The organism is Paenibacillus sp., assembly GCF_035645195.1.
GTDB lineage: Bacteria > Bacillota > Bacilli > Paenibacillales > YIM-B00363 > Paenibacillus_AE.
On the sequence record NZ_DASQNA010000046.1, the window covers coordinates 51,253 to 71,807 of the forward strand.

Annotated in this window: 17 protein-coding genes; 1 reads left to right on the top strand and 16 read right to left on the bottom strand. The window is 60.9% G+C overall.

All coding sequences use genetic code 11. From position 1 onward, the window contains the following. The 15 genes from ftsA to VE009_RS25630 form a co-directional block, all read right to left on the bottom strand. Positions 1-1,239: a cell division protein FtsA gene (ftsA, locus tag VE009_RS25560; RefSeq protein WP_325012700.1), complete on the bottom strand. Its 1,239-nt coding sequence runs from the start codon at positions 1,237-1,239 to the stop codon at positions 1-3. A gap of 182 nt (positions 1,240-1,421) precedes the next feature. Beyond that, complete coding sequence (locus VE009_RS25565) at positions 1,422-2,117, bottom strand: cell division protein FtsQ/DivIB (protein ID WP_325012702.1); 696 nt, start codon at positions 2,115-2,117, stop codon at positions 1,422-1,424. A 173-nt stretch (positions 2,118-2,290) separates the two neighbouring features. Continuing rightward, positions 2,291-3,577, bottom strand: a complete 1,287-nt coding sequence (murA, locus tag VE009_RS25570; protein WP_325012704.1) for a UDP-N-acetylglucosamine 1-carboxyvinyltransferase — start codon at positions 3,575-3,577, stop codon at positions 2,291-2,293. Positions 3,578-3,593: 16 nt separating this feature from the next. Beyond that, entirely contained in the window at positions 3,594-4,499 is a 906-nt protein-coding gene (murB, locus tag VE009_RS25575; RefSeq protein ID WP_325012706.1) for a UDP-N-acetylmuramate dehydrogenase, read from the bottom strand. Positions 4,500-4,606: 107 nt separating this feature from the next. Then, positions 4,607-5,704, bottom strand: a complete 1,098-nt coding sequence (gene spoVE / locus VE009_RS25580; protein ID WP_325012708.1) for a stage V sporulation protein E — start codon at positions 5,702-5,704, stop codon at positions 4,607-4,609. A gap of 37 nt (positions 5,705-5,741) precedes the next feature. Further along, positions 5,742-7,130 (bottom strand): UDP-N-acetylmuramoyl-L-alanine--D-glutamate ligase, encoded by a 1,389-nt coding sequence (murD, locus tag VE009_RS25585; protein WP_325012710.1) that lies wholly within the window; start codon positions 7,128-7,130, stop codon positions 5,742-5,744. A gap of 4 nt (positions 7,131-7,134) precedes the next feature. Next, positions 7,135-8,097, bottom strand: a complete 963-nt coding sequence (mraY, locus tag VE009_RS25590) for a phospho-N-acetylmuramoyl-pentapeptide-transferase (RefSeq protein WP_325012712.1) — start codon at positions 8,095-8,097, stop codon at positions 7,135-7,137. Between the two features lie 13 nt (positions 8,098-8,110). Further along, positions 8,111-9,499, bottom strand: coding sequence for a UDP-N-acetylmuramoyl-tripeptide--D-alanyl-D-alanine ligase (locus VE009_RS25595; protein WP_325012715.1), 1,389 nt, complete (start codon positions 9,497-9,499; stop codon positions 8,111-8,113). Beyond that, the gene (locus VE009_RS25600; protein ID WP_325012716.1) at positions 9,496-10,986 is read right to left on the bottom strand and encodes a UDP-N-acetylmuramoyl-L-alanyl-D-glutamate--2,6-diaminopimelate ligase; all 1,491 of its coding nucleotides are present in this window, start codon (positions 10,984-10,986) and stop codon (positions 9,496-9,498) included. The genes VE009_RS25595 and VE009_RS25600 overlap by 4 nt, the downstream gene beginning before the upstream one ends. A gap of 93 nt (positions 10,987-11,079) precedes the next feature. Beyond that, positions 11,080-13,023 carry a stage V sporulation protein D gene (locus tag VE009_RS25605; RefSeq protein WP_325012718.1) on the bottom strand — a complete coding sequence of 648 codons (1,944 nt, stop codon included), beginning with the start codon at positions 13,021-13,023 and terminating at the stop codon, positions 11,080-11,082. A 77-nt stretch (positions 13,024-13,100) separates the two neighbouring features. Beyond that, positions 13,101-15,425 (bottom strand): penicillin-binding transpeptidase domain-containing protein, encoded by a 2,325-nt coding sequence (locus VE009_RS25610; protein ID WP_325012720.1) that lies wholly within the window; start codon positions 15,423-15,425, stop codon positions 13,101-13,103. 30 nt (positions 15,426-15,455) lie between these two features. After that, positions 15,456-15,857: a hypothetical protein gene (locus tag VE009_RS25615; RefSeq protein ID WP_325012722.1), complete on the bottom strand. Its 402-nt coding sequence runs from the start codon at positions 15,855-15,857 to the stop codon at positions 15,456-15,458. A gap of 79 nt (positions 15,858-15,936) precedes the next feature. Beyond that, positions 15,937-16,869 (bottom strand): 16S rRNA (cytosine(1402)-N(4))-methyltransferase RsmH, encoded by a 933-nt coding sequence (rsmH, locus tag VE009_RS25620; RefSeq protein WP_325012724.1) that lies wholly within the window; start codon positions 16,867-16,869, stop codon positions 15,937-15,939. 27 nt (positions 16,870-16,896) lie between these two features. Continuing rightward, positions 16,897-17,334: a division/cell wall cluster transcriptional repressor MraZ gene (mraZ, locus tag VE009_RS25625; protein ID WP_325012727.1), complete on the bottom strand. Its 438-nt coding sequence runs from the start codon at positions 17,332-17,334 to the stop codon at positions 16,897-16,899. A gap of 121 nt (positions 17,335-17,455) precedes the next feature. After that, positions 17,456-18,454, bottom strand: coding sequence for a DUF4349 domain-containing protein (locus tag VE009_RS25630; protein WP_325012729.1), 999 nt, complete (start codon positions 18,452-18,454; stop codon positions 17,456-17,458). A 250-nt stretch (positions 18,455-18,704) separates the two neighbouring features. Between VE009_RS25630 and VE009_RS25635 the strand changes: the two genes are divergently transcribed. Then, on the top strand, positions 18,705-19,085 hold the full coding sequence (locus tag VE009_RS25635) for a hypothetical protein (protein ID WP_325012731.1): 381 nt from the start codon (positions 18,705-18,707) through the stop codon (positions 19,083-19,085). 205 nt (positions 19,086-19,290) lie between these two features. Here VE009_RS25635 and VE009_RS25640 read toward each other — a convergent pair whose 3' ends face one another. Further along, positions 19,291-20,553, bottom strand: coding sequence for an adenosylhomocysteinase (locus VE009_RS25640; protein ID WP_325012733.1), 1,263 nt, complete (start codon positions 20,551-20,553; stop codon positions 19,291-19,293). Positions 20,554-20,555 lie beyond the last annotated feature (2 nt).

The window sequence follows — 20,555 nt, forward strand, 5'->3', positions numbered from 1 at the left end:
CTAAATAAACTCATTAATCCAATTTTTGAACCGTTCGACAAGGCTCGGCTTGTTGGCGGAAGTTACCGCCTTGCGGCCGGCCGAGCTGCGGACGGAGACCGTGCTTCTCGTGCGCAGAAATTTAGCGACATAAGAGATTACGCCTACGCCGCTCGTGTAAGCCGGCTCTCGGACGCCGATGAAATCCGGTGAGGCGATGCGTACCGAAGTTTCGAGCACCGACTGCGCGACCGACAACAACGCCGGCATGGAGACGGCGCCGCCAGTAAGCACATAGCCGCCAGCCAATTCGCCGGGCCTCATCCGTCTCACTTCGGCTTTGATGAGATCGAAGATTTCCTGCATGCGGGGCTCGATAATGCTTGCGAGATCGACTTGGGAGAACTCTTTCTCAACGTTGCTGCCAATGCGAGTCACCTTGAAGGTGGTGTCCGGAGCGGCGTCTTGAATCGAGGCGCAACCGTATTTCAGCTTGATTTTTTCGGCGATCTCCACTTGCGTCCGAAGGCCGATCGTGATGTCGTTGGTCACGTATTCGCCGCCGATCGGCAGCGTAGAGGTAGCCGACAAAGTGCCGTTTTCGAAAATCGAAATCGTTGTGGCGCCTGCGCCGATGTCTACGAGCACGGTACCTAGGTTTTTCTCGTCCTTCGACAACGCCAGGTGACCTGCGGCAAGCGGCATGAGGATGAGACCCGCGACCTTGAGGTCCGCTTTCTCGACACAGCGGAGCAAGTTATGTATTGCGGTTTTGGCGCCTGTGATGACGATCGCTTCGACTTCCAAGCGAACGCCGATCATGCCTCTCGGATCGTGAATGCCTTCAAGGCCGTCCACGATGTACTGCTTCGGGACGATGCCGATAATCTCCCGTTCCGGAGGAAGGGCGATGACTTTGGCGGCCTGCAGCACGCGGTCGATATCGTCCCCGCCGATTTCGCGGTCTTCGTTGGAGACTGCGACGACGCCGTGGCTCGATTGCAGCTGGATATGATTGCCGGCAATCCCGACGTACACTTCCGATATCGTGACGCCGACCATCCGTTCCGAATGGTCGACGGCGCTCTTGATCGATTGCACCGTTTGATCTATATCAACGATGGCCCCTTTGCGAATACCTTCGGAATCGGCGGAGCCGACGCCTACGATATTGATGGAGCCGCCTGTCACTTCTCCGATGATGGCGCGGACTTTGGACGTTCCGATGTCCAAGCTCACTATGATGTCGTTGCCGCTCAAAGCGCTGGCACCTCCCGAAATATTAAAGACTGTTTACGCAAGCACACAAGAACTTTATACATATTCAACACAAAAGTCAGATTCCCTCTTTTTTACCCATTCTTTTTGTTAATGTTGAAAATTATCAAAATCCATAAGGACAATTCTAACATGAGAACATGCGGTTGAATAGTGATTATTTGTCAAGGAGACAACCCAGAGCCGGGTTCCGCCTCCGGCGTTTCGAACGTTTCCGCGTAGTTCGTTTCCAGCAGCACGATGCGTCCCGTCGTTCTATCCTCGTTCTTCATATCATATACATAATCGTCAAGAAGAGAAATTTTTTCGGTAAGATAGGAGATCCTTGTCAGCACCTCGAAGTGGGATCTCGTGTACAAAACGATACGATCCGGATACCCCGTCGTCGGACTGGGACGAATTTCGGAAACGTCCTGAAGCATTTCCGGCGGAATGGACGCAAGCGTTTCCGTCATGCGGCGTTTCAGCTCCGGGTCGTCCCAACCGGCCAATATCGGCCGCGAAGCGGCATTTTCCACGTCGCCGTAAGGAACCGACGCTCCGTTCGACAAGAGCCCGGCGATATCGCCGTTTTCCGTTATTTCCAGGGCAACGACCGGATATTCCTTCACCACGATCTTCACGACTCCAGGAAACGACTTTACCGTGTTCACCTGCTCCGCTGCGCCGAGACGCTTCACGCGCTCGTCGAGCTCCTCGCCGCTTACCGCGAAGAAATGATCTCCCACAGCTATGCCTGCGGCTTCGATAATTTGCTCGGTCGTCAGCAACCGATTGCCGGATACTTCGATTACATGAATCTTGCTGAAGGACGATTGGAAAAACAGCACGCCGAGCAGCACGACAAAAAATAGAAACAAAAATATCAACAGCTTCCTGTTGCCTCTTCGGCGCGGCCGTTCGCCGCGTACGACGGGCATCGGCTCTTGACCCCGCAAAGATGTCACCGCCTTCGTCGACAGTTTGTCTCATACCCTGCAATAAGACAGTCCCCCCCGAGCCCGGAAGGGACGTACGTTCGCATGCTATAACGTTACATCGAGCTGGCGATTCGATCCGCCAACACGTTCGACGTCCGCTCGATTCGGCCGCCCAGTCTTCGAAACATCGTTTCGATCGACTCGTAGCCGCGGTCGATATGATGGATTTGTTCGACGACCGTCCTGCCCGTCGCAGCTAAGCCCGCGATGACGAGAGCCGCGCCCGCGCGCAGATCGGTCGCTTCCACGGTCGCGCCGTACAACCGGGGCACGCCGCGAATGAAGGCGGAGTTGAAATCGACACGAATGTCGGCGCCCATGACGGACAATTCGTGCACATGTTTGAACCGACCCTCGAACACGGTCTCCTTCATGACGCTCAATCCGTCCGCAAGCGACAGCAGCACCATCATCTGCGCCTGCAAATCGGTCGGGAACGAAGGATACGGACTCGTGACGATCCGTTCGACTGCCCGCGGCCGCCCCACGCCGACTACGTTCATTATATCATCGTCGATCGCGATTTGAACACCGGCGCGCCGCAGCGCGTGAATCACAGACGTCAAATGTGCGGGCACCACGCCTTCCAGCGCGACGCTGCCGCGCGTCGCTCCGGCCGCGACCATCAAAGTACCGGCGACGATCCGGTCGGGGATGACGCGGTGCTCGCAAGGGGATAACCGCTCGACGCCTTCGATCGTGATCGTGTCGGTGCCGGCTCCGATGATTTTGGCGCCCATCCGGTTCAAGAACAGCTGCAGATCGGAGATCTCCGGCTCGCGCGCCGCGTTCGAAATCGTCGTAATGCCTTCCGCCGTCACGGCCGCCATCATCAGGTTCTCCGTGGCGCCTACGCTCGGGAAGTCGAGCACGATGTCGGCGCCTTTCAATCGTTTCGCCTGACACACCACTTTATTTTCCGTCTCCGTCACCAAGGCGCCGAGCGCCTTCAAACCGTTCAAATGTAAATCGATTTTCCGCTCTCCGATGGCGCATCCGCCCGGCTGATAGATCGTTACTTCGCCGAATCTGGCGAGAAGCGGCCCCATCAAAAAGATGGAAGACCTCATTCTGCTCATTAATGTCTCGGGAATTTCCGAGGTGTTCACGTTTTGCGTATCTACGACCGCGCTTCTCCCGGTCAACGACGCGTCCGCGCCGAGCGAGCGCAAAATATCGAGCATGACGTGAATGTCGAGCAAGTTCGGCACGTTCTCGATGACGACCTTGCCGCCTGCGAGAACGGAAGCGGCCAATATCGGAAGCGCCGCGTTCTTCGCCCCCTCGATCCGCACCGCGCCTTGGAGCGGCCGTCCACCGTCGATTACTAATTTCTCCAAAGTCCCACCTCCGGAATTAGCGCTCACCGACCTCCAACACTTCCGGAACAAGCCGGATTCCTGTCTCGGCTTCCACCTTTTGTTGAATGCGCTTGATCAAGGTGAGCACGTCTTCCGCCGTCGCGTTGCCGGTATTCACGATGAAATTGGCATGCAGCGTCGATACTTCCGCGCCGCCGACCCGGTAGCCTTTGAGGCCCGCGGCCTCGATCAGCTTCGCGGCATGGGTGCCTTCCGGATTGCGGAAAACGCTGCCCGCGCATGCCGCGCTGAGCGGCTGAGTCCGCATGCGCCGGTCCTTGAACGCCGCCATCGCGGCGGCGATTTCCCTCCGGTCCCCGTAGGCGAGCTGGAAAGTCGCCTCCGTCACGATCGCTTTGCGTTCGTGCAGCACGGAATGCCGGTACGCGAAACGGAAATCGTCGCGCGACCAAACTGCCAATTCCCCGTTCTCCAACACCACTTCGGCGGAGATCAAGATGCGTGAGACGTCGGATGCGTGCGCCCCGGCGTTCATGTAGACGGCGCCGCCGACGCTGCCCGGAATCCCCCCTGCAAATTCCAGGCCCGTCAAGCCTTCTTTGCCGGTCATGACGGACAGCTTAATGAACGAATACGCGCCGCCCGCCGTAACCTTGTCGCCGTCGAACCGAACGAAGTCGAACGCGTCGCCCAGTTTGATCACGACCCCGCGTACGCCGCGGTCGGACACGAGCACGTTGGAGCCGCGCCCGAGCGTCGTCCATGGGACGCCGTGCCGATGCAGCGTCGCGACCGTTTCCGCCAGCTCTCGCTTACCGGAAGGAATCACCAGTACGTCGGCCGGGCCGCCGATCTTCCAAGTCGTGTGCGATGCCAACGATTCGCCGGTCAATATGTTGCCGACGTGTTTGGCTCGCAGCTCGTCGATCCATTGTTCCATTGGTCGTTCCTCCTTACTAGCAACAACGCGTGACTTGGGGAGCCCTCGCTCCCGACGTCACAGTCATACGATATGGTATGTTTTCCGCGCGGAAGTGTGACAAAAGCCTATCTGGCAAACCTCGAGATGTTTAAAAGAACCCCTAGCGCGGTAAGCAGCAGCGTCAAGGACGACCCGCCCGCGCTGATCAAGGGAAGCGTGATCCCGGTGACCGGGAGCAGCCCGATGACGACGCCGATGTTGATGAACACTTGGACGCCGAAGATGCCGACAATCCCGACCGCGAGCAAACTGCCGAACGAATCCGGCGCGGTGATCGCTGCGCGCATGCCCCGCCAAACGAGCAGCAGAAACAATAACAGCAGCAAAGCTCCGCCGATAAAGCCGAGCTCCTCCGCAACGATAGAAAAAATGAAGTCGGTCTGCGGCTCCGGCAAGTAGCTGTGCTTTTGCCGGCTTGCGCCGAGACCGAGTCCGACGAGGCCGCCCGGTCCGATCGCGAACAGCGACTGGATGATTTGATATCCGGAGCCGAGCGGATCGGACCACGGATCGAGGTAACCGGTGATGCGCTGCATGCGGTACGGCGCCGCCAGAATCAGTCCGACGAAGCCGGCGGCGCCGACGGCGGCGAGACCCGCCAAATGTTTGATTTGCGCGCCGGCCGAGTAGATGACGATCAGGGACGCGCCGACGAGCACCGCCCCGGATCCGAGGTCGGGCTGGAGCATAATGAGGCCGAACGCGAGACCGACGACGGCAAGCGGCGGCAGCAGCCCCGTCGTAAATTTAGCGAGGCGCTCCGGATGCTCGGACAGCAGCTTCGCCAAAAACACGATCATGGCCAGCTTCATAAACTCCGAAGGCTGGATGCCGAAGCTTCCGATGCCAAGCCAGCTTCGCGCCCCGCCGCGGACGACCCCGATGCCCGGAATCAGCACGATGACGAGCAGCGCGAAGCAAACGATAAGCCCGATTTTAGCATACTTCTTCCAAATCCAATAATCTACGTTCATCGTAAAATACATCGCTACGAGACCGAGGCCCGCGAAAATCAATTGGCGCTTCAAGTAATAGAGCGAATCGCCGAACTCGCGAAACGCCATGACCGCGCTCGCGCTGTAAACCATGACCACGCCAAGGCACAGCAGCCCGAGCGTCGCGATCAAAATATACACGTCAGGCGCGGAACGGACTTTGGACATACGGGACACCCTTTCGCACTCGATAGTACAACCCTATTTACAAGGTATGCACCGAATGCTTAAACATGCGTCCCCTGTCCTCGAACGACGGGAACATATCCCAGCTCGCGCACGCCGGCGACAGCAGCACGATGTCCCCGGGCTCGGCGAATTGCTCGGCGGCGGCCGCGGCGAGCCGCATCGCTTCTGCGGGTTCCGCCTCGTCGATCGCCCGCCGCTTGGCGACGCCGCCCAGCTCCGCTACTCGCAGCAGCTTCTCCCGCGTCTGGCCGAGAGCGACGACCGCCTTCACGGATCGTTCGAACGCGGGCAGCAGCTCCATGTAGTCGGAGCCGCGGTCGAGGCCGCCGCAGACGAGCACGATCGGCTGCCCTTCGAACGCTTCGATCGATTTGACCGTCGCCGTCGGATTCGTCGCTTTCGAGTCGTTATAGTAGGCGACGCCCTCCTTCTCGAGCACGAATTCGAGCCGGTGCTCGACTCCCCGGAACGTCCGCAGGACGTTCCGAACGCTGTCCGGCGCGGCGCCGGCCGCGAGAGCTACGGCCGCGGCGGCGATCGCGTTCTCGGCGTTGTGGCTCCCTTTCAGCGCGATGTCCGCGACCGGCATGAGCTCCTCCGTCCGCCCGTCGCCGCGCGCGATCATCACTAGGCCGTCGGTTATGTAAACGCCGCTCTCCAGCGGTTGCTTCGAAGAGAACGGGAACCGCTTCGCTTTCAGCGTTGGGACGAGCGAGCGGCAGAAGGAATCGTCCCAGTTGAACACCGCCGTATCGTCCGGCGTCTGATTCGCGAACAGCTTCGCCTTCGAAGCGGCGTAGTCGTCCATCGTCCCGTGGTAATCGAGATGCGTTTCGTACAAATTGAGCAGGCAGGCGACGTTCGGGCGGTAATCGACGGTGCCTTTCAGCTGAAAGCTGCTGAGCTCCGTAACGAGCCATTCGTCCTCCTTCGCCTCGAGCGCCGCCTCGGTGAGCGCGCGGCCGATATTGCCGGCGATGACAGCCCCTTGGCCGTCCTCCCGCAGCATCAAATGGACGAGCGTTGTCGTCGTCGTTTTGCCGTTGGAGCCCGTGATGCCGATCATCGGCGATTTCGCGATGCGGGCGGCAACCTCCACCTCCGTGACGACTTCGATGCCGAGTTCGAGCGCTCTCCGGATCGGCGGGATGGAATACGGGATGCCGGGATTTTTCACGACCAACGCCGTATTCTCGTCGATGAGGTCGTCCGGATGATGTCCGCAAACAACAGAAATACCCAGAGCCGACAATGGGTCGGCCTCAGGGCATTGCGAGCGTTCTTTCTTATCGTTGACGACGACGTCCGCGCCGCGCTTGTGGAACAATTCCGCCACGGCGACGCCGCTTCTCGCCAAACCGAGCACGACGACCCGGCGGCCTTGGTACCGGTCCGGATGCAGCATAGGCTTACAACCCCTCGTTGATATAAATGCCGAGCCCCGCAAGCACCAGACCCGTCAGCCAGAACGTAATGACGACGCGCCATTCGGACCAGCCGACCAGCTCGAAATGATGGTGAATCGGGCTCATCTTGAAGACCCGCTTGCCTCGCGTTTTGAACGAAACGACTTGGATGATGACGGACAGCACTTCGACGACGAATACGCCGCCGATGAGCAGCAAGAGCAGCTCCGTCTTCGTCAGCGCAGCGACGGCGACGATGCCCCCGCCGATCCCGAGGCTGCCGGTGTCCCCCATGAACACTTTGGCGGGGTGCGCGTTGTACACCAAAAACCCGAGCACCGCCCCGATCATCGCCGCCGAGAAGAACGCCGCCTCGTGCTCGGTGCGCATCATCGCGATGACCGCGAAAGCGCCGAACGCGACGGCGCTCGTCCCGGACAACAGGCCGTCGAGACCGTCGGTGAAATTGACGGCGTTGCTCATTCCCAGCATTAACAAAATGAGGAACGGATAGTACAAGAAGCCGAGCGGAATCGTCCAATCGAGCCCTGGCACGTACACATTCGTGTCGTGGCCGCTCGCGTACAGCAACGCGCAGACCGCGATCGAGAACAAGAGCTGACCGAACAGCTTCTGCTTCGGGGTGAGACCGAGCGAGCGTTTGAAGGCGATTTTGATATAATCGTCCAAAAAGCCGACGAGTCCGAAGCCGAGCGACGCGACGAGCAGCACGTACACGTCGAGCGATCGGTCGGAAAAGCGGAGAAACGCCAGCAGCAGCGCGAGCAAAATAATGATGCCGCCCATCGTCGGCGTGCCGGCTTTCTTTTGATGGCCTTGAGGTCCTTCTTGCCGAATTTGCTGACCGAATTTGAGCCGCCTCAGCAGCGGGATGCAAAGCGGTCCGAGAATGACGGCCAGCGCGAAGGAAACGCCCGTCGTGATTAATATCGGATTGAGTTCCACTGCCGTCCCCCTTCTACGGATGATTCCGCATTCGTTCGATAATCGTTTCCATCTTCATGCCTCGCGACGCCTTGACGAGGATGAGATCCCCCGGCTGCGCGAGCCGCTCGAGCGCGTCCGCGAGCGCCTCTTTGTCGTCGAACGCCTGGACGCGTTCTTCCGGATAATTCGGCGCCGCCGCGTCGGCGATCTCGCGCCCGAGCGCGCCGAACGTCAGCACGTAATCGATTCTTTCCGGCGCGAGCTCGCGGCCGACGCCGCGATGCAGCTCCCGTTCTTCGGGCCCGAGCTCGAGCATATCGCCGAGCACGGCGAATTTGCGGGCGTAACCGGTCGTCTCGCGTAGCAGCGCGAGCGCCGCGCGCATCGACGTCGGGCTCGCGTTGTACGCGTCGTTCCACAGCGTCGTGCCGTTCTTCCCGTCGACGCGTTCGATGCGCATGCCCGTCGGCGTAAAGCCGGCGAGCGCGGCGGCGATCCGCTCGTCGTCGAGGCCGAACGAGCGGCCGATCGCGAGCGCCGCCAGCGCGTTGGTCGCGTTGTGTCGGCCGAGCATCGGGATGCGGAAGACGACGGGCGAATCCGTCGTTCGGAACGACGTGCCGTTCGCCGACAGCTCGACCGACGCAAGGCGAATCTCGCAGGCGTCGCTTGCGCCGAAGCGGACGAGGCGGCATGCGGCCGGCCCCGGCGCTTCGCCGAGGTACCGGTCGATTAGCGGCTCGTCGCCCGGAACGACGAACGTGCCGCCCTCGGCGAGGCCCGCGCGAATTTCCAGCTTCGCCTTGGCGATTTCGTCGCGCGAGCCGAGCTGCAGCAAATGCGCGTCGCCGATGTTCGTAATGACCGCCGCGTCAGGCCGCGCGATCGTCGTCAGCAGCTCGATTTCGCCGCGTCCGCTCATGCCCATCTCGAGAACGGCGAATTCGGTGTCCGGCGTCAGCGACAGCAGCGTCAGCGGCAGGCCGATATGATTGTTATAATTGCCTTGCGTTTTGTATACGCGATAAGCGGCGGACAATACCGCCGCGGTCATGTCTTTCGTCGTCGTCTTGCCGTTGCTGCCGGTAATTCCGACGATGCGAACCGGCAGCGAGCGACGGTAGCTCGCGGCGAGCCGCTGCAGCGCGGCCAGCGTGTCGTCGACGACGACGACGGGCCGGCCCGCCGGCGGCTCCCCTTGGTCCGCCTGCCACAGCATGGCGGCGGCTCCCCCCGCGAACGCGGCGTCCGCGTACGCGTGCCCGTTGAACCGTTCGCCGATCAACGGCACGAACAAATTGCCCGCGGTAATCGTGCGGGTATCCGTAGACACGCCTCGGATGTCGACTTCTTTCCCGAGTCCGCCCGCGACGGAGCCTCCGGCATATGTCGCAATGGTGTCAAGCTTCGCCTGTATCATGCCTTCGTCCTCCCGAGAATCGCTTCCTTCGCGACGAGCCTGTCGTCGAAGGGGAGCGTCGCGCCGCCGATAATTTGGTACGTTTCGTGTCCTTTGCCCGCAATCAATACTACATCGTCAGGCTCGGCCATTTCAACCGCTTTTTGGATGGCGCGCTTCCGATCGACGACGACCTCGTATCGCGTATGGTCCGCGCCCGCTTCGCGCACGCCCGCTTCGATGTCGCGCAATATCGCTTCCGGCGCCTCCGAACGCGGGTTGTCGGATGTCAGGATCGCGTAATCGCTCCGCTCCGCCGCGATGCGTCCCATGATCGGCCGTTTGCCGCGGTCGCGGTCGCCGCCGCAGCCGAATACGGTGATGACCCGTCCGCGCGCGAGCTCCTTCACGGTGTCGAGCACGTTGAGCAGGCCGTCCGGCGTATGCGCGTAATCGACGAGCACCGTGAACGGCTGCCCCGCGCTGACCGGCTCGACCCGGCCTTCGACGCCGGGCAGGCGCTCCAGCGCCTCCTTTATTACCGTTAACGGGATCCCCTCCGCCAAAGTTGCGGCGATCGCGCCCAAAACGTTATAAACGTTGAATTTGCCCACCATGTTGACGGTGAGCTCCGTTTCGCCCGCGAACGTGGACACCAACATCTTCGTCCCTTTCGAGGTCAAACGAATGTCGCTCGCCTTCACATCCGCGTCCGCCTCGATGCCGTACAAAATCGTCTCCGCGGCGGTAATGGCTTTATATTTCGCATGCACGGGATCGTCCGCGTTCAGCACCGCGTATTTGCGCGCCGCCTCCCCGGGCTCCGCCGCGTTGCCGAGACGGGCGAAAAACAGCCCCTTCGCCTCGGCATATTTCTCCATCGTTCCGTGATAATCGAGGTGATCCTGAGTCAGGTTCGTGAATACCGCGGTCCGGAAATCGACGCCGATCGTCCGCCCCTGGTCGAGCGCGTGGCTCGACACCTCCATGACGCAATAGTCGACGCCGGCATCGGCCATGCGCCGCAGCGTCCGCTGCAGCGACACGGCGTCGGCCGTCGTGCGCTCCGCCGGCTCCGCGAGCTCGCCGATTTTCACCTGAATCGTGCCCATCAGGCCGGTCGTATGCCCCGCCTGCGACAAAATCGCCTCGATGAGCGTCGTCGTCGTCGTCTTCCCGTTCGTGCCGGTGACGCCGATCGTCCGCACCCGCTTGCTCGGATCGCCGTAGAAATGGCGCGCGATAATGGCCGATGCGTACCGGGCGTCAGGGACGATCAGCTGCGGCACCGGAAGCGGCAGCTCCCGCTCCGCGACGAGCGCCGCCGCGCCGTTCGCGACGGCCGCCGCCGCGAAATCGTGGCCGTCGTTCGTAAAGCCGGGAATGCATAAAAACAAATCGCCTGCCGCGGCGCGGCGGGAATCGACCGCGATGCCGGAGACGTCGACGCGGCCGTCCCCGCGAATGTCGGCTTTCAGGAATAGCGATGCGAGCTCTTGCAGCAACAAGGGATTCCCCTCCGTTCAGAAAGGTTGAATTTTTATTATAGACAAAAAAGCGCGGCCGCAACGGAAATTACCGGAAAAGGAGTCCTCCGGCGGTCAATTCCCCGGCGGAGGCGACGCCTTGTCGGACAAATAAATTTGAATGGTGGAGCCCATCGGCACCTTCGTCCCCGCCTTCGGCTCCTGCATCACGACCGTATTCCCGGCCCCGTATTTCGCGAGCGTGAAGTTCATGTTGAGACTCTGATAAATTTCGGTCGTCGTCCGGCCGACGAGGTCCGGCACCTCGACCATCATCACGTCGAGGCCGTACCGGTATTCGGGCTCGAGCTGCTCCTTGCGCGGAGGGATGCCCATGTAGCGCAAGCTGTCCTCCATAATGTTCTGGACGATCGGAGCGGCGATCAAGCCGCCGAACTGCAAGCCCTTCGGATTGTCGACGGCCGTGTAAATCAGAATCTTCGGATCGTCCGCCGGCGCGAAGCCGATGAAGGAAACGATGTGCTCGGTCGGCGAGTAGCGGCCGTTCACGACCTTCTGCGCCGTGCCGGTTTTGCCGCCGACGCGGTAGCCCTCGATGAAAGCGTTCCGGCCGGTCCCTTTCGCGACGACGCTTTCGAGCGCCATGCGCACCTTTTGCGACGTTTCCTCGGAGATGATGTTGTCGCGCACGAGCGTCGGTTCGATCGCGTCGACGACCTCTCCGGTTTCCGGATCGACCCACGCCTTCGCGACATGCGGCCGATACAGCTTGCCGCCGTTGATCGCGGCGGAAATCGCCATCACCTGCTGGATCGGCGTCACCGACACCCCTTGCCCGAACGACGTCGTCGCCAGTTCCACCGGGCCGACCCGCTCCGGCTTGAACAGAATGCCGTTCTCCTCGCCGCCGAGGTCGATGCCCGTTTTGGCGCCGAACCCGAATTTCTTGATGTAATCGAACAGCGTCGTCGCGCCGAGCCGTTGGCCCATGACGACGAAGCCCGGGTTGCACGAATTTTCGACGACTTCGAGGAACGTCTCCGCGCCGTGTCCGCCGGGCTTCCAGCAGCGCAGCCGCGCCCCGCCGACTTCGATCGCGCCTTTATCGTAAAATTCTTCTTCGAAGGTAACTTTGCCTTCCTGGAGCGCGGCCGCGAGCGTCACGATTTTGAACGTAGACCCCGGCTCGTACGTCATCCAGATCGGCAGGTTGCGGTTGTACACTTCCGATGGGTATTGCTGGTAATCGCCAGGCTCGTAGCCGGGCCGGCTCGCCATCGCGAGCACTTCGCCCGTGTTCGGATCGACGGCGACCGAAATGATCCGGTCCGGCTGATAGCGGACCATCGCCTGGTCGAGCTCCCGCTCCATGATCGTCTGGATTTGCCGATCGAGCGTCAGCTGCAGCGTCAGCCCGTCTTTCGGCGGTATGTATTCTTCCGAGGAATTCGGCATCTCCTCGCCTCTCGCGTTGGACAAATAGGCGATGCTCCCGCCGACGCCCCGCAGCAGCTCGTCGTACGACGCTTCGACCCCGGTCAGCCCTTGGTTGTCGATGCCGGTGAAGCCGAGCACATGCGCGGCGAGTCCGTCGTACGGGTAATAACGCTTATTGTCCTCCGCAACGAAAATGCCCGGCAGCTGCAAATCTCTCACCTGCTGGGCTTTGTCCTGCGAGATTTTCCGGCCGCCGGGCGACAGGCGCACGATGGAGACGCGCTTCGAGATCGCCTCGAGCACTTTCTTCTCCGTCATGCCAAGCACCGGCGCAAGCCGCTTGGCCGTGCCTTCCTTGTCCTTGATTTGCGCCGGCACGGCCATCACCGTCGGCGTGCTTATGTTGTATGCGAGCTTTTCCCCGTTGCGGTCCCATATTTCGCCGCGCTTCGCCGCAAACGGGACGTTGCGCCGCCATGAATCTTCCGCCATCTCCGTTAAAGACGGACCCATGAACAACTGGACCCAAGCCAGCCTTGCCAACAATGCGAGAAACAGCACCGTACCGAGCGCCAGCACGAGAAACAGCCGCCGGCGCAGCGTAACGTTCGATGCGCGCATGTCCACCCTCCCTTTCGCCAGAAAGCACGTCTATCTCTTTCTAGACTATTCAGGGGGGGGCGGGGGTAGAACAAGCCCTACGCGGGCGCGCCTTCGCCCTCCGGCGCTTCGCCGTCCGCCGGCAATCCCTCATCATCCGGATCGCCGGGAGATTCGTCCGCGGGCGTTCCCGCGTCCTCTTCCGAACCGTCCGTCTCCGTTACGGAGCCTTCTTCGCTATCTGTCGCTTCGCCCTTCGCCGCCCGCTCGCTCAGCGGTTCCAGCATCACGCGCAGCGTCGGACGCCCTTCCGTTTCCACAAGCTCTTGTTGAACGACGTAGCCTTCGCCCGTCGCCTCGCACTTGAGGCCGAGCAGCGCGCACAGCTGAACGACGTCTCTGAGGCTTTCGCCGACGACGTTCGGCACGGGCGCTTCCTCCTGCGGCACGGTCAGCACGTACACCTGCTGGGCGCCGGCGAGCTTCTCGCCCGCCGCCGGATATTGCCCGACGACCTTCGCTCCGTCGCCGACGATTTCCGCCGTGAAGCCGTGCGCGATCAGCTCTTCGGCCGCTGCATCCGGCGCAAGGCCCGCCAAGTCCGGCACCGTCTCGAGCGGATCCCCGCCGAGGGAGGCGACGGCGGCCGGCATCGCCGAATCGGGCTTCACGCCCATGTACCGGAGACTCTGGGAGACGATCTCCTTGAACGTCGTCGCCGTCACTTCGCCCGCGCGGTTCGAATCGCCGCCGAGGTCCGGCTGGTCGGCGATGACCGCCACCACGATGCGCGGATTGTCGGCCGGCGCGTACCCGATGAAGGAGACGACCCACGTATCGGAGGAATATTCCCCGTCCACGACGATGTTCGCCGTTCCGGTCTTGCCGGCGACGGTATATCCGTCGATGCGGGCGCGCTTGCCGGTGCCGCGGTCGTCCGATACGACCTGCTCCAAATAATTCGTGATTTGCTTCGCCACGTCCTCGGAGACGACTTGTCCGACGACCTTCGGCTTGCGTTCGGATACGATTTCGTTCGTCTCGGAATCGACGACCTGCTTCACCACGTAAGGCTGCATCAGCTTTCCGCCGTTCGCGATCGCCGCGTACGCGGCGATCTGCTGCATCGGCGTCACGATAACGCCGCCTTGGCCGTACGTCGCCGTGGCGATCTCGGACGGGTAGCGGAAGTTGATCGTGCTGCCGACTTCGCCCGGCAAATCGATGCCCGTTTTCCGCGCGAAGCCGAATTTATCGATATACTCCCGCAGCACGTTTTCGCCGAGCATCTCGTAGCCGAGCTTGACGAACGCGACGTTACTGGAACGAAGCAAACCTTCCAAGTATGTAATTTCCCCCCAGCCGCCTCGGCGGTGGTCGTTCAGCGTCCGGTTCGTAATGCGGATCGAGCCCGACCGATACGTTGCGTTCGGGTTGAACTTCCCTTGGTCGACGGCCGCCGCGAGCGTGACGAGCTTGAAGGTCGAGCCCGGCTCGTAGCGGGATTGGATGGCCATGTTGCGGAAGTCTTTGTCCGGGTCGTATTTCCAATATTCGTTCGGGTTGAACGTCGGGTAATTGACGAGCGCCAGCACTTCCATCGTCTGCGGATCGACGGCGATGGCCGTCATGCTCTTCGGCCGGAACTGCTCGTACGCCTTCTTCACCGCCGCTTCGGCGTAATGCTGAATCGTCTGGTCGATCGTCAGCACCAAGCTTTGGCCGTCCTTCGGCGGAATGAGCTCGGGCCGCGAATCCGGCAGCTTTTGGCCGATGCGGTCCTTCTGATACTGGATGGAGCCCGGCGTGCCGCGCAGCGTCTCGTCCATCTCCAGCTCGATGCCGGACACCGGATCGCCGTTTTTGTTGACGAAGCCGAGCACGTGCGCGGCCAACTCGCCCTTCGGGTAATACCGCATTTGGCCCTCTTCGAGCGTGACGCCCTGCCAATTGTCGCCTTTGATGCCGTGCTCCTTTAAGAACTCCGCCTTCCATTCTCTGACGAGCTGCGCCTTCTCTTCGGGCAGCTGGCGTCCTTCATTGCCGATTTGCCGATATTTGCGGAATTCGCCTTTGTCGTCTCGGCTCGTCGCATGCTCGTACAGCTGGCGTTCGTCGACGCCGAGCGTCTGCGCAAGCCCTTGCGCAACCTCCTCGGCTAGGCCGAGCTCGTTGATCAGCTTCGGGTTCAGCACGACGGTATACCCCTTCGCGTCGGACGCGAGCACTTGCCCGTTGCGGTCGTAAATGGTGCCCCGCTCCGCCGGCAGCGTCCGCTCGACGTCCCACATCGCTTCCGCCTTCGCTACCAGCCAAGACGCTTCTACGATTTGCAGCCAGTAAAGCCTTCCGATCAATAGAACAAAAAGAAGAGTGAACGCTGCCCCCATCAGAAGCGAACGCACTCTAATTTTTTGCGACATACGGCTTCCCCACCTTATCGATCATACCGGCTATTCCGCCGCGCTCAAAGCAACCGTTCCGTTCGATGCCGCCGGCAGTTCCCCTTGCGGGACCAAGCCGAGCTGCACGCCGGCTTCGATGAGCCGTTCCGGACTTTCGAGCTTCGCGATCTCGTTGCGCAGCATCGTGTTTTGTTCTTCCAGACTCTTAATCTCTCTCTCCATCTGCACGACGCGAGAGTTCATCTCGTACATCGACGCCTCGCGGAATTGGTAGAGACCCGCGACCGCGCAGCAAAACAAAATGCCGCAAATCCAAAGCAGCTTCTCCGACACCGGCACCGCGACGGCGCGCTGCGCCTTCTTCGCGGCCGTCTTCGGGCGATGCGCCGCTCTTGCGGATTGCTCCTCGCGCCGGTCGAGCGCCAGGCTTCCATGTATGTATCCGGACAAAGTAGAACCCCCTTATTATAATATGCCGGAACCGTTTCGTCCCGGCTCGTCTACGTAGTATCTTTTTCCAGCGGTTAATTTACAGCTTCTCGGCGACCCGCAGCTTCGCGGAACGCGCTCGCGGATTGCGCTCAAGCTCCTCCTCCGACGGTTCGACGGGCTTCCGCCCGACGAGCTTCAGCACGCCCTTCGCGCCGCAGCCGCACATCGGCAGTCCCGGCGGGCAGACGCATTTGCCAAGCTTCGCCGCGAACGTCGTCTTGCAAATCCGATCCTCGAGCGAGTGGAACGTGATGACGGCGATCCGTCCGCCCGGAGCGGCGCACTCGATCGCCTGCTCGAGCGCCTCCTCGAACGCGGCCAGCTCGTCGTTGACGGCGATGCGGATCGCTTGGAACGAGCGCTTCGCCGGGTGTCCGCCGGTGCGTCTTGCCGCGGCCGGGATGCCCGCCTTGATCAGTTCCGTCAGCTCGCCGGTCGTGCGGATCGGCGCTTTCTCGCGGGCCGCGACGATTTCGCGGGCGATGCGCCGCGAGAACTTCTCCTCGCCGTATTGGTACAAAATGCGCGCGATTTGTTCTTCGGGCCATTCGTTGACGACGTCGTACGCCGTCACCTCCCCGGTCCGATCCATCCGCATGTCGAGCTCCGCGTCCTGGTGGTAGCTGAACCCCCGCTCCGCTTCGTCGAGCTGCGGCGACGACACGCCGAGGTCGAACAGCACGCCGTCCACGGCGGAATAACCTAACTCCAGCAGCTTCTCTCTCAAATTGCGAAAATTCGACCGGACGAGCACGATGCGTTGCCCGTAAGGCGCAAGCGCCTCTTTCGCGTGGGCGAGCGCGGCATCGTCTTGATCGAACGCGATCAGCCTTCCGTTCTCGCTTAAGCGAGAGGCGATCATGCCGCTGTGCCCGGCCCCGCCGAGCGTGCAGTCGACGTAGACGCCGTCAGGCTTTACGTTCAGCGCTTCGACCGCCTCTTCCTTAAGCACTGTTATATGTCTGAACATGTTGTTACCCCATTTCAGCCGCTTGGTTTATAAATCGAAGTCGAGATCGACGAGCTTCTCCGCGATCTCGTTGTACGAATCCTCCGATTGGCGGGAATAAGCCTCCCAAGCTTCCTTGCTCCAGACTTCCACTCGAGTCGCGACGCCGATGACGACGCAGTCTTTCTCGATTTTTGCGTGCTCGCGCAGGTTGCTTGGTATGTTTACCCTTCCCTGTTTGTCGAGCTCGCATTCGACGGCGCCCGAGAAGAAAAAGCGCGTGAACGCCCGCGCGTCGGACTTCATAAGCGAGAGCGATTTGAGCTTCTGCTCCATAATCGCCCACTCCGACATCGGATAAACGAATAAACATTGGTCGAGACCGCGGGTCATGACGAAAGTGGTGCCGAGGGCGTCGCGGAATTTCGCCGGGATGATCATGCGGCCCTTCTCGTCAACGCTATGTTGAAATTCACCCATGAACATTCCAGCTTCACCACCTAGCCACCCTAATCCACCACTTACCCCCACTTTCCACCACTTTTACTCAAATTCGATAGCAAAAAGAAAAATCCTGCTATAAAAACAGGATTCTCAAAAAAATATTTTATGGAATTAAGGGTCGGTTTTTTTCGGATTTTGCTTTTCGCCGTCGAATGAACCAATAAATTGGCCCGCCGAGTAGAACGAAGGCGACGACGATCGGGATCGCCCCGGCGACGACGATGAGCACGCCTTCCGCGACGGTCGTCAGCGCGTTCAGGCTGTTGCGGATCGCCGCTTCCATCCGTTCGCCCAAGCCCGTATCCCCGTTCAGCGCGGCCGCGCCGGCCCGCGGTTCGTAGATGCGGAGCTCGACCGTCGAGTAATCGACGTTCTGCTGCAAATACCGCATTCGGCCTTTCATCCGCTCGATGTCCTCTTGAATGACAGCCAGTTCGTTCGTGAATCGGATCAAATCTTCCGCGCGGCTCGCCTGCTCCATGTACTGAAGGTACTTCGACTCGACGAGCTGCTTCGCCTTAAGGCGCGCCTCCAGGTCGACGAATTCCTCCGTAACGTCCTGCGCGTTCATGCTCCGATTCAGGTCGGTATTCGGAATTTGCTCCAGACGGTCCATGAAGCCGGAAAAATCGTGCGCCGGCACTTTGATCGTAAACGACCCGGACTTCTCCGCCTCGACCGACTGCTCGGAATATCGGACGATATAGCCTCCGGACAAGTGGATCAAATTTTGCACGGCCGTATACGCCTCGGCATAGCTTTGCACTTCCATCGTCACGTTCGCGTTGTAAATCAACATTCGCGCTGCGCCCTGGACGGGCGCCGCCGCGCCGCCGACGCCGCTGCCGGCCCCGCCCGCCGATGCCGCGCCGCCTGCCTGCGGTTCGGGCGCCGCCGCTTCCGCGGGCGACTCCGACGCAGGCAGCGTCTCCACGCTGGCCTTGGTCTCCATCGCCATCGGCGCGACCGCCGCGCTGTCGGCCGCCGCCATTTCGGAGGAGCCTCCGCTCCAACCGTCCGCCTCGCTGCAGCCCGCAATGGCCGCCGCCGCCGCGAGGAACGTGAACAGCGGTTTCAAGCTTCCTTTCCACGATTTCTTCATCAAAACCCCCGCCCTCATCTCATACTCATCCGCACCACTCCCGGATATGAATATAGACGATGGCAGGCGGCCGAAAGGTTGCGCTCCCGGGGACCGCTTTCCCAAGCTGTCTAACATTTTATCGCCGCCGGGAACGGCGGCTTCGAACGCGCCAAAACTTTCTTGCACTCACCGAGTCATATCATTGATAAAGTAAGGTTAGCGGGAGCAGCTTTGCGGCTGAACGCGATTCCCAAGAAGGAGGTATTCCATGAAAGCAGCCTTGTATTTGTTGAAGCTTGTGGCCGCTACAGGTGTTGGCGTCGGCGTCACATTCGCTGCAGGCTACTTAATAAGCCTGCTTGGGTACGTATTTGTAGATGTCACGTTCTATATCGCGCTAGCGCTAACCGTTTGGGGGGCGTTCGCGATCATGAAAGGCAACGGCCTGCGAAACCGGCCGATCTTCACCGAAACCGAAACCGACCCGTCCGCGTCGGCAACCGAACTCGAACGGGAACGGCAAGACATCGAAACGCAAGGTTCTGTGAAGTACGTCCTTCAAAACCGAACGGCCCGCTTCTCTCTCGCGCGGGTCGTTCCGTTCGCGGCAGGGCTCGCCGCGATGTTCGCGATGCATCTATTCTTTTAATTTGTCCGCGTCACTCGACTTTCTTTACCCACCTCGCAAACAACGCGCGCAGGAGCGCCAGCGGATACGCCGTCCCGGGAAGGAACGCGGCGACCGCCGCCTCCGCCGGCAGCAGGCCGTCAAAGAAAAAATCCCGAACCGCGTCTTCCTTCGCGATGTCGGGATTTCGATTACCGTCGGGGCTTCTGCCGCCGCTTCCGTGCGATTACTGCTCCGCCCAGCTGTCGAGGTACGCTTTCTGATCCTCGGTGAGCGTGTCGATGCTCGTGCCGAGCGCTTCAAGCTTATAGCGCGCTACTTGCTCGTCCGTCTCGTACGGGACGTTGACGACTTTGCCGCCGATCGACTCGTAGTTTTCATTGACGTACTTGAGCGCCATCGCCTGCAGCGCGAACGTCATATCCATAATTTCCGCCGGGTGGCCGTCGCCGGCCGCCAAGTTGACGAGGCGCCCTTCGGCGAGCAAATAAATTTTACGGCCGTCCTTCAACTGGAACTCCTCGATGTTTTTGCGGACCGTACGGCGGGAAACCGACAGCGCCGCAAGCTCCGGGATGTTCACTTCGACGTCGAAGTGGCCCGCGTTGGACAATATCGCGCCGTCCTTCATGTGCTGCACGTGCTCGCCGCGGATAATGTCCTTGTTACCGGTGACGGTGACGAAGTAGTCGCCGACTTTCGCCGCTTCCGCCATCGGCATGACCGCGAAGCCGTCCATGTATGCTTCAACCGCCTTGATCGCGTCGATCTCCGTCACGACGACGTTCGCGCCGAGCCCTTTCGCCCGCATCGCCACGCCTTTGCCGCACCAGCCGTAGCCGCTGACGACGACCGTCTTGCCGGCAACGACGAGGTTCGTCGTCCGGTTGATGCCGTCGAATACCGACTGCCCCGTGCCGTAGCGGTTATCGAACAAATGCTTGCAGTACGCGTCGTTCACCGCGACCATCGGGAACTTCAGCTTGCCTTCCTTCTCGAGCGCCTTCAAACGCAGGATGCCCGTCGTCGTCTCTTCGGCGCCGCCGCGAATCGTCTCCAGCAGGTCCGGGCGCTCGCCGTGCAAAATCGTCACCAAGTCGCCGCCGTCGTCGATGATGAGGTCCGGCTTCGTTTCCAGCGCCTTAACGAGCAGCTCCTTATATTCCTTCGGCTCCGGATTGTACTTCGCGAACACCGTGATGCCGTCCTGCGCGAGCGCCGCGCACACGTCGTCCTGCGTCGACAGCGGATTGCTGCCCGTGATGACGACTTCCGCGCCTCCGGCCTGCACGACCTTCGCGAGGTAGGCGGTCTTGGCTTCGAGATGCAGCGAAATGGCTACCCGCAGCCCCTTGAACGGCTGCTCCTTCTCGAATACGGCGCGAATCCGATTCAGAACCGGCATATGCTGCTGCACCCAATCGATCTTCAGCTTCCCTTCCGGCGCCAGCGCCGGGTTCGCGATAATGCTCTTCTCGAGCGTCGTCATTT

What these genes read in the sequence shown, in the direction of transcription:
- murB (WP_325012706.1), bottom strand. Translation starts at nt 4,499, where the DNA reads ATGGAACAATGGATCGACGAGCTGCGAGCCAAACACGTCGGCAACATA.
- spoVE (WP_325012708.1), bottom strand. Translation starts at nt 5,704, where the DNA reads ATGTCCAAAGTCCGTTCCGCGCCTGACGTGTATATTTTGATCGCGACG.
- murD (WP_325012710.1), bottom strand. Translation starts at nt 7,130, where the DNA reads ATGCTGCATCCGGACCGGTACCAAGGCCGCCGGGTCGTCGTGCTCGGT.
- VE009_RS25595 (WP_325012715.1), bottom strand. Translation starts at nt 9,499, where the DNA reads ATGATACAGGCGAAGCTTGACACCATTGCGACATATGCCGGAGGCTCC.
- VE009_RS25605 (WP_325012718.1), bottom strand. Translation starts at nt 13,023, where the DNA reads ATGCGCGCATCGAACGTTACGCTGCGCCGGCGGCTGTTTCTCGTGCTG.
- VE009_RS25610 (WP_325012720.1), bottom strand. Translation starts at nt 15,425, where the DNA reads ATGTCGCAAAAAATTAGAGTGCGTTCGCTTCTGATGGGGGCAGCGTTC.
- rsmH (WP_325012724.1), bottom strand. Translation starts at nt 16,869, where the DNA reads ATGTTCAGACATATAACAGTGCTTAAGGAAGAGGCGGTCGAAGCGCTG.
- mraZ (WP_325012727.1), bottom strand. Translation starts at nt 17,334, where the DNA reads ATGTTCATGGGTGAATTTCAACATAGCGTTGACGAGAAGGGCCGCATG.
- VE009_RS25630 (WP_325012729.1), bottom strand. Translation starts at nt 18,454, where the DNA reads ATGAAGAAATCGTGGAAAGGAAGCTTGAAACCGCTGTTCACGTTCCTC.
- VE009_RS25635 (WP_325012731.1), top strand. Translation starts at nt 18,705, where the DNA reads ATGAAAGCAGCCTTGTATTTGTTGAAGCTTGTGGCCGCTACAGGTGTT.
- VE009_RS25640 (WP_325012733.1), bottom strand. Translation starts at nt 20,553, where the DNA reads ATGACGACGCTCGAGAAGAGCATTATCGCGAACCCGGCGCTGGCGCCG.